The sequence below is a fragment of the Candidatus Aquarickettsia rohweri genome, from assembly GCF_003953955.1.
GTDB classification, from domain to species: Bacteria; Pseudomonadota; Alphaproteobacteria; order Rickettsiales; family Midichloriaceae; genus Aquirickettsia; species Aquirickettsia rohweri.
In genome coordinates, this window is sequence record NZ_RXFM01000089.1 from 1 (window position 1) to 6184 (window position 6184).

The 6184-nt window shown below is 29.4% G+C and carries 7 protein-coding genes; all 7 read right to left on the reverse strand.

All coding sequences use genetic code 11. The annotated features are described in order from the left end of the window. The coding region (gene tnpA / locus EIC27_RS08355) for an IS66 family insertion sequence element accessory protein TnpA (protein WP_410519448.1) at window positions 1-157 on the reverse strand (157 nt) is incomplete at its 3' end. 72 nt (window positions 158-229) lie between these two features. Next, window positions 230-391, reverse strand: a complete 162-nt coding sequence (locus EIC27_RS07100) for a hypothetical protein (protein WP_154663852.1) — start codon at window positions 389-391, stop codon at window positions 230-232. 16 nt (window positions 392-407) lie between these two features. After that, window positions 408-950, reverse strand: a complete 543-nt coding sequence (locus tag EIC27_RS05700) for an outer membrane lipoprotein (RefSeq protein WP_205702355.1) — start codon at window positions 948-950, stop codon at window positions 408-410. Between the two features lie 51 nt (window positions 951-1001). Further along, window positions 1002-2240, reverse strand: coding sequence for a tyrosine--tRNA ligase (gene tyrS / locus EIC27_RS05705; protein ID WP_126045128.1), 1239 nt, complete (start codon window positions 2238-2240; stop codon window positions 1002-1004). Between the two features lie 9 nt (window positions 2241-2249). Continuing rightward, window positions 2250-3491: a lipoprotein-releasing ABC transporter permease subunit gene (locus EIC27_RS05710; protein WP_126045129.1), complete on the reverse strand. Its 1242-nt coding sequence runs from the start codon at window positions 3489-3491 to the stop codon at window positions 2250-2252. A 13-nt stretch (window positions 3492-3504) separates the two neighbouring features. Continuing rightward, the gene (nhaA, locus tag EIC27_RS05715; RefSeq protein WP_126045130.1) at window positions 3505-4668 is read right to left on the reverse strand and encodes a Na+/H+ antiporter NhaA; all 1164 of its coding nucleotides are present in this window, start codon (window positions 4666-4668) and stop codon (window positions 3505-3507) included. Window positions 4669-4688: 20 nt separating this feature from the next. Beyond that, window positions 4689-6184: cation:proton antiporter domain-containing protein (locus tag EIC27_RS05720; protein ID WP_126045131.1), on the reverse strand; the 1496-nt coding region annotated here is incomplete at its 5' end.

The following is a 6184-nucleotide window of genomic DNA, read 5'->3' on the forward strand; positions in this document are numbered from 1 at the left end:
CTACAAGAATTCTGTGCCATTTATAAAATGTACTTCTCGGCACATTCTTTTGCTTACAAAATTCATATTTACTTACATTACTTTTTTTATATTCTTCTACTAGCTCTTTCCATTTTTCATTACTTATTCTTTTTTTCTTTTTTTCTAATAGCATCATTAGCCTCTATTTTTTTAGGCTTTTGTTCTACCACTTATTTTTATTCTTGCCTAGATGCCCTTATTTTAGCGCTTACGCATCTATAGATTTCATTTCTACTTCAACTGGCAACAACACCATTGTTTTATAATTAGCTAATACAGTTTTATAGTTAGGCGCTTGCCTAATTGTAATAGGCGCACATCCAACTAATATAAAAATAAATAAATATATTAACTTATTTTTTAATGACATATGTTATCTTAATGAATTATTGTGCAGGAATTACTCTCGTACGATTATCAGAGAAAACTACAAAAACTTTTTGCCCTTTGTGAAGTTGGTCTTTTTCAGATTGTACAATTGTCAACAATCCATTAATCCTTGCAGCAGCAATAACATTTCTAAGTGCTGCATTTCCTTCATAATATGTATCTTTAATATTAGAAATATCAACTTTAACAGTATATTCTAATCCCTTACTTGTACTAAGTGAATCTTGCATCGCAGCACCAACTAATCCACCTAAAACAGCGCCACCTACAGCACCAGCTACTCTTCCAGAACCACCACCAACATTACTACCAGCAACTCCACCTACTAATGCACCTGTAGCCAATCCAGTTGAATTGCCTTGCAATCTGTCTGAATCTCTTATTGTGACAGGACGAACAGCTATAACTGTTCCCTCTAAGGTAAAGTTTGTTGTTGAATCGCTTACATACATGCTGTTTGATAAGTCTCTAGCACATCCTGCTAAAAAAGATAAAACAAAAAGGCATAAAAAAATTTTTGAAAATGAATTTTTACTCATACTAACCAATGTTATTATTTTTTTTTAGTAATAATTTTTTTTATATATAAGTCAAGTTGTTAATTTAATCAGCATGTGTTTTTTCTTCCCAACTGATAGTTTTAGATTACTATTATTAAAATCCTTAATTTTGATTATATAATTTATATCATTTACTACATTGTTATTTATTCTTACACCATTCCCTTGTATAAGCTTTCTCGCTGCACTATTGGATGCTGCCAAATTACAAGAAATTAACAATTTAAAAAGTGCCATCCCATTTTTTATTTCGATAGATGAAACTTCATATTTTGGTAAATTATTGTCTATATTATTAGCTTCAAATGTTTGTTTAGATGTAGATTTTGCAGAATTTGCAGCTTCAATTCCATGACATAACTTTGTAGCTTCATCTGCTAAGATGATTTTAGCATCATTGATTTCCTTTCCAGATAATTTTGACAATTCATCAATATATTTTAAAGGCAGTTCTGTAAATAATTTCAAAAATTTAATTACATCAGCATCTTCAGTATTCCTCCAAAATTGCCAATATTCATAAGGTGAAAGCAGCTCTTCATTTAACCAAACAGCACCACTTGCAGTTTTTCCCATCTTAGCACCACTGCTAGTGGTTAAAAGAGGTGAGGTTAATCCATAAACTTCTTTTCCTAGTTTCTTTCTAATTAATTCAACACCATTTACAATATTTCCCCATTGGTCAGATCCACCCATTTGTAAAACACATTGCTCTTTATTATACAGGTGATAAAAATCAAAAGCTTGAAGAAGCATGTAGTTAAACTCTAAAAAACTAAGTGACTGCTCTCTATCCAATCTAAGTTTAACACTTTCAAAATTTATCATTCTGTTAATTGAAAAGTACTTTCCAAAATCTCTTAAGAAATCAATATAATTTATATCTTTTAACCACTCATCATTATCTAAAACAATAGCTTTGTTCTCAGAATTAAAATTTAAAAATTTAGCAAACACCTTTTTTATTGAATTTTTATTTTCTTCTATATCACTAAAACCCAATACTTTCCTTGCTTCATCTTTTCCTGATGGGTCTCCAATCTTAGTAGTTCCACCCCCAAGTAAAATTATTGGTTGATGGCCAAATTTTTGCAACCACCTCAACATCATTATCTGTATTAAATTCCCAACATGAAGGGATTTAGCTGTACAATCAAAACCAACATAGGCTTTGATTTTATTAGATTCAATACTCTTCTTTAGATCAACTAGATTTGTAGATTGATATATAAATTCCCTAGTTTGTAATTCATTAACAAAATTATTCATAGTAAAAACTCATTCATATCTTAAAGCCTCTGATGGCATCATATTTGCAGCTTTCCAAGCAGGATATATAGTTGCAAGCAAAGATATTATCATAGCTGTAAAAACTATACTAATAATTTCATTAAAATCTGGTTCAGATGGCAAAGATGTTAAAAAATAAATCATTGGATCAAATAATGTTACCCCAGTCAAAGACTCTAATATCTCTTTGATATTATCTATATTAACAACAAATAACATACCTAGTATTGCACCAGTTAAAATTCCAATAAATCCTAAAAAAGAACCAACTAAAACAAATATTTTTATTATTGATGTCCTAGATACTCCAATTGCTCTAAGAATAGCAATACTCTTGTATTTTTCTTTAACTAACATTGTAAGGCCAGATATTATATTAAATGCAGCAATCATTACGATAAAAATTAAGATTAAAAACATTGTATTTCTTTCAACTCTAAGTGCAGATATAAGAGATTGATTAGCCGCTCCCCAATCAGTTATTAAAATACTTGGATTTGCTATATTTTTTAAAATGCTTTCTTTTACTTTCTCAATATTTTTTATATTATTCACTATCACCTCTATCTCAGTGATTGAATTTTTAATATCAAACATTAGTTGAGCAGTATTGATAGGCATAAAAACTGTACTAGCATTATATTCATACATTCCAATATCAAATATTACTGCTACATAAAAAGTTTTAATTTTAGGCATTGTACCCAATATTGTTTCATCAAATTTAGGAACTATTAACCTAACTTTGTCCCCCAAATGTAGTCTTAAATTTTTTGCAAGAGCATTCCCTATATAAATCTCATCTGTATCAAATTTTGTTTGATTATTTTTAAAAATAAATGCATCTTTCATTATAGGTTTTTGCTTCAAGGATTTAAAATCCATACCTCTAACTAACACTCCTGTTGAATTATCTTTTCCTTCAGCTAATGCTTGGCCTGTCACTACGGGAGCAACAAATTTAACATTCTGATTAGCTTTGATTTTATCAATATAATCAATATAATTAGTTATTTTACCATTATACGCACTTATAGAGATGTGGCCATTAATTCCTAAAATCTTTTTTATCAACTCTACCTCATAACCATTCATTACAGACATAACTATTATCAATATCATAACTCCTAAAGCAATGCCTATAGTTGCTAAATAACTTACCAAGGAAATAAAATGATTATTATATCCCACATATTTCTTAGCAATTTTCCATTCAAAATTTTTAATCATCCATTCTAAACAATCATTTAAAAATTTTCATTAATATTATTGCAAAAAACGTAGAAATTAATGATCCAAGTATTATGCCTATTTTTGCAAGTTCTAAATAAATTGCATTATGTTCAAATGCTATTAATCCTATAAATAAACTCATTGTAAAACCAATACCACAGAGTATTGAAACATAATAATAATGCCTCATCTCCACGTTCTCTGGCAAATTAATTATTTTCAAAGCCTTTAAAATATGTAAAGCAAAAGAAATTCCTATTGTTTTACCAATAACCAATCCACAAGTTATTCCAATTACAACTGGATGCAATAAAGAATCAAAGTTAATTGATTTAAAACAAATTCCACTATTTGAAAATGCAAATAATGGCAACACCATATACTCAACATATGGAGCTAGTATTTTCTTTAATCTCTTTAGAGGGAAATTATTTTCAGATAACTTTAATGGAATAAAAATACCTAAAATCACACCTGAAATAGTACAGTGAATGCCTGATTTCAAGAAAAAATACCACATAAACAAACCAACAATCAAATAAGGTCCTAAAGCAGAAATTTTAGATTTATTTAGCAAATATAATATCAATAAACAAAGTGCTATTGGTAAAAAATAATTCAAATATAATGTACCACTGTAAAATAACGCAATAATAATAACAGCAATCAAGTCATCAATAATAGCAAGAGCTGTTAAAAAAACTCTTAAAGTTAAAGGCAATCTTCTACCAAAAACTGCAAAAACACCAAGAGCAAATGCAATATCTGTTGCAGCAGGAATTGCCCAAGCTTGCATAGCAATATCATCTTGATAATTTAAAGCAATATAGATTAACACAGGGAATATTACACCAAAACAGGCAGCAACTATTGGCAAAATTCTTTGAGATCTGCTTTTTAAATGACCATCTATCATTTCACGCTTTATCTCCATACCAGCCACAAGAAAAAAGATTGCCATTAAAAATTCATTAACCCATGCATGCACAGATAATGAAAAAGAATTTTGCCCTAATGATATTTCTAAATTTTGCTCAATAAAATGATGATATAAATCATAAAATTGTGAATTAGCAATAACTATAGCTAAAACAGTGCTACTAAAAAGAAGAAGCCCTTTGTGAACAGCTTGATGAAATAACAATGCAAAATTTACTAATCTTTGATGTATCACTTAAAGCACCTAATTATAATTTAGCATTTAAATAACTCATTTTCTTCAATTTTTGAATAATTATTTTTTCTAATTTCTTCTTTGATAGAAAGAATATTATGTTTTACAGAATCTAAATTCTCTAAAGCTATACCACCTAACTGCAACCCAACTTCGATTCTCTCAGGAATTGCACTTTCAGCTCCTAATTTTCTTAAATCCTTACTATGTTTATAATCACCTGCTCTCGAAATTATTCTAACATTTTTATAGTTTATAGTAACTTTTTTAGTAGTTTTTCTAAGCGTCACCCTCTCACTCATTGTTAAAATTATTGCCTTAGCTCTTTTTGCACCCAATGCTCGAAGAGTATTATTATCACTTATCTCACCTTGAAAAACTGGAAATCCCTGCTGTCTAGCTTTTTTTACAATTCTAGCATTACTTTCAACTGCAACATAATTCATTTGCTCTTTGCTTAACATATAAGCTACTATCCTCCCTACCCTTCCAAATCCTGCTATTATAACATGTTCATTTAAATCGCTTATACCTTTAAATTCTTGATTACTATCAAGTTCTTCTTTGGAATCTAATCTATCTTCTATTTTTGACCCAATCATAGAAAGCAATGGTGTGATACCCATAGAAACTGCAACTGCCATTAACATAAATTCTGAAGATTTAGAGTCAATAATACCTTTACTTGCAGCTAAATTAAATAATATAAATGCAAATTCACTACCTTGAGATAAAAGCAAAGCTGAATGTACAGTTGCTCCCCATCTCAATCTAAATATTTTACAAAGAAATAATATTATACTTGCTTTTATAAAAATCAATGTAAAAGCCGCAAATATTACACCTTTAAATTTTTCCTTTATAAATTCTATATCTATGGTCATCCCAATACTCAAAAAAAATAACCCTAAAAAAAGACCTTGAAACGGATGTATACTATCTTCTATTTTATTTCTATATTCTGTTTCAGCAATTAAAATCCCAGCAATAAACGCACCCATAGCAAAAGATAAACCTAGATAATTTGTTATCCATGCAGCACCAAGGACAATTAATAAAGCTGTAGTAACATAAACCTCATCTGTTTTAACTGATGCAACCAATGAGAAAAATGGCCTCAAAAATAATCTGCCAAATATAGTAATTATTATAATTGCTCCTAATGCAGTTAAACTTTTTATTCCAATAACCTGCATCATATTTTCGGCTTTATCATCTAACAATGGCGTAACTGCTAAGAGTGGAACAACTGCCAGATCTTGCATTAGCAACATTGAAAGTGACAATCTTCCAACTTGACTAGATTGTCTACCTGATTCTGATATCACCTGAAGAACTATTGCAGTTGAAGACAACGCAAGTGCAGCCCCAACAACAACTGATATTGATGTAGAAAAATTAAAATAATAATAAAGTACAAAAGCAATAACTGAAGAAGTAATTAAAACTTGTAACCCACCAAAACCAAATACATGCAGTCTCATTTTTATCAACCTATCAAATGACAATTCAAGAC